Origin of the sequence: Streptomyces laculatispora (assembly GCF_017353455.1) — a bacterium.
Taxonomy (GTDB): Bacteria; Actinomycetota; Actinomycetes; order Streptomycetales; family Streptomycetaceae; genus Streptomyces; species Streptomyces laculatispora.
In genome coordinates, this window is sequence record NZ_JAFMPZ010000520.1 from 1 (window position 1) to 3,754 (window position 3,754).

General features: G+C 71.1%; 4 protein-coding genes. 2 read left to right on the top strand and 2 right to left on the bottom strand.

What is annotated here, in order from left to right; genetic code table 11:
• The first annotated feature begins 74 nt into the window (after nt 1-74).
• On the top strand, nt 75-767 hold the full coding sequence (locus J1C73_RS27325) for a demethylmenaquinone methyltransferase (protein ID WP_207318723.1): 693 nt from the start codon (nt 75-77) through the stop codon (nt 765-767).
• A gap of 26 nt (nt 768-793) precedes the next feature.
• Here J1C73_RS27325 and J1C73_RS27330 read toward each other — a convergent pair whose 3' ends face one another.
• Entirely contained in the window at nt 794-1,318 is a 525-nt protein-coding gene (locus J1C73_RS27330) for a GNAT family N-acetyltransferase (protein WP_207318724.1), read from the bottom strand.
• Nucleotides 1,319-1,415: 97 nt separating this feature from the next.
• On the opposite strand from J1C73_RS27330, the gene J1C73_RS27335 reads away from it, so the two are divergent.
• Nucleotides 1,416-2,699 carry a geranylgeranyl reductase family protein gene (locus J1C73_RS27335; protein WP_207318725.1) on the top strand — a complete coding sequence of 428 codons (1,284 nt, stop codon included), beginning with the start codon at nt 1,416-1,418 and terminating at the stop codon, nt 2,697-2,699.
• Between the two features lie 15 nt (nt 2,700-2,714).
• Here J1C73_RS27335 and J1C73_RS27340 read toward each other — a convergent pair.
• Nucleotides 2,715-3,754 (bottom strand): methyltransferase domain-containing protein (locus J1C73_RS27340; protein ID WP_207318726.1); only part of this gene is annotated, 1,040 nt, incomplete at its 5' end.

Consider the following 3,754-nt stretch of genomic DNA (forward strand, 5'->3'; position numbering starts at 1 on the left):
CCCATTCAAGCAGCCCGGTCCTGCGGCGGCGGGGCAGGCCCACTGTCCGGGACCGGGCTGCTTGAATGGGAGACGTGACCCGAGCCTCCCTGGACAAGCAGCCGCACGAAGTCGCCTCGATGTTCGACGACGTGGCGGCGAACTACGACCTCACCAACGACGTGCTCTCGCTCGGCCAGGCCCGGCTGTGGCGCAAGGAGGTCGCGAAGGCGGTGCACGCCCGGCCCGCGGAGAAGGTCCTCGACCTGGCCGCCGGGACCGCGACGTCCTCGCTGCCGTTCGCCGCGACCGGTGCGTACGTCGTGCCGTGCGACTTCTCCATCGGCATGCTCCAGGAGGGCAAGAAGCGCAACTCCTGGCTGCCGTTCACGGCGGGCGACGCGACGCGGCTGCCGTTTCGCGACGAGACGTTCGACGCGGTGACCATCTCCTTCGGGCTGCGCAACGTCCAGGACACGGACGCCGCGCTGAGCGAGCTGTACCGGGTGACCAAGCCGGGCGGCCGGGTGGTCATCTGCGAGTTCTCCCAGCCGGTCTGGACGCCGTTCAGGACCGTCTACACCGAGTACCTGATGCGGGCGCTGCCGCCGGTCGCGCGCGCGGTGTCGTCCAACCCCGACGCGTACGTCTACCTCGCCGAGTCGATCCGCGCCTGGCCCGACCAGGCCGGACTCGCCGCCAGGCTCCAGCAGGCCGGCTGGTCGAACGTCGCCTGGCGCAACCTCACCGGCGGCGTGGTGGCGCTGCACCGGGGCGTCCGGGCCTGACGGGCCCCGGCGTCACGGCAGGCGGCTCACCGTCCCAGCTCCAGCCGGAAGCAGCGCACCTCCTGCCCCGACCGGGGGGCCGTGAAGCTCTCGGCCCGCTCCATGCCGAGGCGCCGGGCCACCGCGACCGACCGCTTGTTGAGCTCGTCGACCGTCGCCACGACCCGCTCCACCCCGGCCGCGCGCAGCCGCTCCACCGCGAGGTGCGCGGCCGCGGTCACGTAGCCGCGGCCCCATGCCGGACGGGCCAGCCGCCAGCCGATCTCGATCTCGCCCACCGGACCGTACGCGCTCTGCGGCCACGGCTGCGCCCCGGTGAAGCCGACGAACTCGCCGTTCGCGTCGAGCACGGTCCACAGACAGAAGCCCCGTTCGGCGTCGAGTCTGCGCTGCCGGGCGGTCCACTCCTCGTACAGGGACAGTTCGGACGGGCGGCCGCCGAGGAACGCCATCACCTCCGGGTCGGCGAAGGCGCGGTGCCAGGCCATCGCGTCCTCGTCGGTCGGGACACGCAGCTGTACGACAGGGAGTGTGCGGGGCGCGATCGACATGGGGGAGCCCTTCGGGAGGCTGATCAGCAGGCCCCCATAGACTGCACGGGACCTGTGCCGCGCGGCACGCGATTTCGAGTCTTCGGGAGATCCGACCGTGACCGAGCCCCTGTCCGAACACAGTGCGGATGTGATCGTCGTCGGGGCAGGCCCAGCCGGCTCCACGACCGCGTACTACCTCGCCAAGGCGGGCCTGGACGTCCTCCTCCTGGAGAAGACCGCCTTCCCGCGCGAGAAGGTCTGCGGCGACGGCCTCACACCGCGCGCCACCAAGCAGCTCGTCTCCATGGGCATCGACATCTCCGAAGAGGCCGGCTGGCTCCGGAACAAGGGCCTGCGCATCATCGGCGGCGGCGTCCGGCTCCAGCTGGACTGGCCGGATCTCGCCTCCTACCCGGACTACGGACTGGTCCGCAAGCGCGACGACTTCGACGAGCAGCTGGCCCGCCAGGCGCAGAAGGGCGGCGCGCGGCTGTACGAGCGCTGCAACGTCGGCGCCCCGATCACCGACCACCGCACCGGCCGGATCACCGGCGTGCACGCCAAGCTCGGCGAGGAGAAGACCCCGGTCACCTTCCACGCCCCCCTCGTCGTCGCCGCCGACGGCAACTCCACCCGGCTCTCCCTGGCGATGGGCCTGCACCGCCGCGAGGACCGCCCGATGGGTGTCGCGGTCCGTACGTACTTCACCTCGCCCCGTCACGACGACGACTACCTGGAGTCCTGGCTGGAACTCTGGGACCGCCGGGGCGCCGAGGACCGGCTGCTGCCCGGCTACGGCTGGATCTTCGGCATGGGCGACGGTACCTCCAACGTCGGCCTCGGCATCCTCAACTCCTCCTCCGCCTTCAAGGAGCTGGACTGGCGCGAGGTCCTCAAGGCGTGGTGCGCGTCCATGCCGGAGGACTGGGGCTACACCCCCGAGAACATGACGATGCCGATCCGCGGCGCCGCCCTCCCGATGGCCTTCAACCGCCAGCCGCACTACACCAAGGGCCTACTGCTCGTCGGTGACGCGGGCGGCATGGTCAACCCGTTCAACGGCGAAGGCATCGCGTACGCCATGGAGTCGGGCCAGATCGCCGCGGACGTCATCGTCCAGGCCCACGCCCGCTCCACCCCGGCCCAGCGCGAACTGGCCCTGAACAACTACCCGAAGGTGCTCAAGGAGACCTACGGCGGCTACTACACGATGGGCCGCGCCTTCGTGAAGCTGATCGGCAACCCGAAGGTCATGAAGGTCGCCACCCAGCGCGGCCTGACGCACCCGCTGCTGATGAAGTTCACCCTGAAGATGCTCGCCAACCTCACCGACCCGACGGGCGGCGACGCGATGGACCGCATCATCAACGGGCTCTCGAAGGTGGCGCCGAAGTCCTGAGCGGCAGGGCAGGTCCTAGACGGGCAGCGTCCAGCCAGGGCCTTCCGGGGCACCCAGCCACACCCGCTGGGAGCGGGGCGTGATCGTCACACCGAACTCGGACAGGTGGGGCGAGCCGTGGGCCTGCCAGAGGGCGACCGAGTCCTCGACGGCGTCCCACAGCTTGAGTGGGCCGCGCTGGATCACGGTCCATCCGTCGCCGCCCTCGGCTGCCCGAGTTCGCGCCTGCGAGCCCGTGGCGACGTCGAGCAGGATCTGCTCGTACCCCGCGCCGAGCCGCTCGGCCGACGGCGCGGCGAGCTGTGCGACGTATCGACCGTTCCAGTCGTCGAGCAGGGCGGGGTCGATCCTGCTTTGCCGCTGTTCGCCCGGCAGCAGCTCGAAGGGGCCGTGCGGGGGCCGGTCGTGCGTGCGGGCCATCATGAACGAGGTGTACCCGGGCAGGAATCGGCCGCTTGCTCCGCCCTCGCCGTCAGCGGTGAGGAGCACCAGGCCGTGCCCGAATCCCCACCCGGCCAGGGTGACGAGCAGGGTCCCCCCTTCCTTGATCTGCCGAAGCAGGCCGTACGGGACATGACGCATGGAGCAGAACGCGAGGACGACGTCGTACGGGCCCCGGTCGGCATGTCCGCACAGCCCGTCGCCCGTGATCAGCGTCGGTGCGTACCCGGCCTCGGCGAGGGCCTCGCGGGCGCGCCCGGCGACGATGGAGTCGGTCTCGATGGCGGTGGTGTCGTCCTCGCCCGCGATCTCGCAGACGTAGGCGGTCGACAGCCCCGTACCGGCGCCGATGATCAGAACCCGCCTGCCGGCGGTGACCCGGGCCTGCTCGATCATCCAGAGGATCAACCCGGGGAGCGTCGAGGACGACGTCGGCGTGCCCCCGGTGCTCGGTGCGGCAGCGTCCTCCGCGAGCACGCCGTCGATCTGTGTCACCCACGTCGTGTTCCGGTAGGTGAGGCGCATCCACTCCTCGGCGGGGACGTCGGTGCGCCGCGTGGGCGTCCACACAGTGACACCCGGCGGATCGCTCGGCAGGTAGATCGCGCGGCCGA

Excerpts from the sequence above, each read along its gene's own strand:
- J1C73_RS27330 (WP_207318724.1), bottom strand. The coding sequence starts at position 1,318 with ATGTCGATCGCGCCCCGCACACTCCCTGTCGTACAGCTGCGTGTCCCG.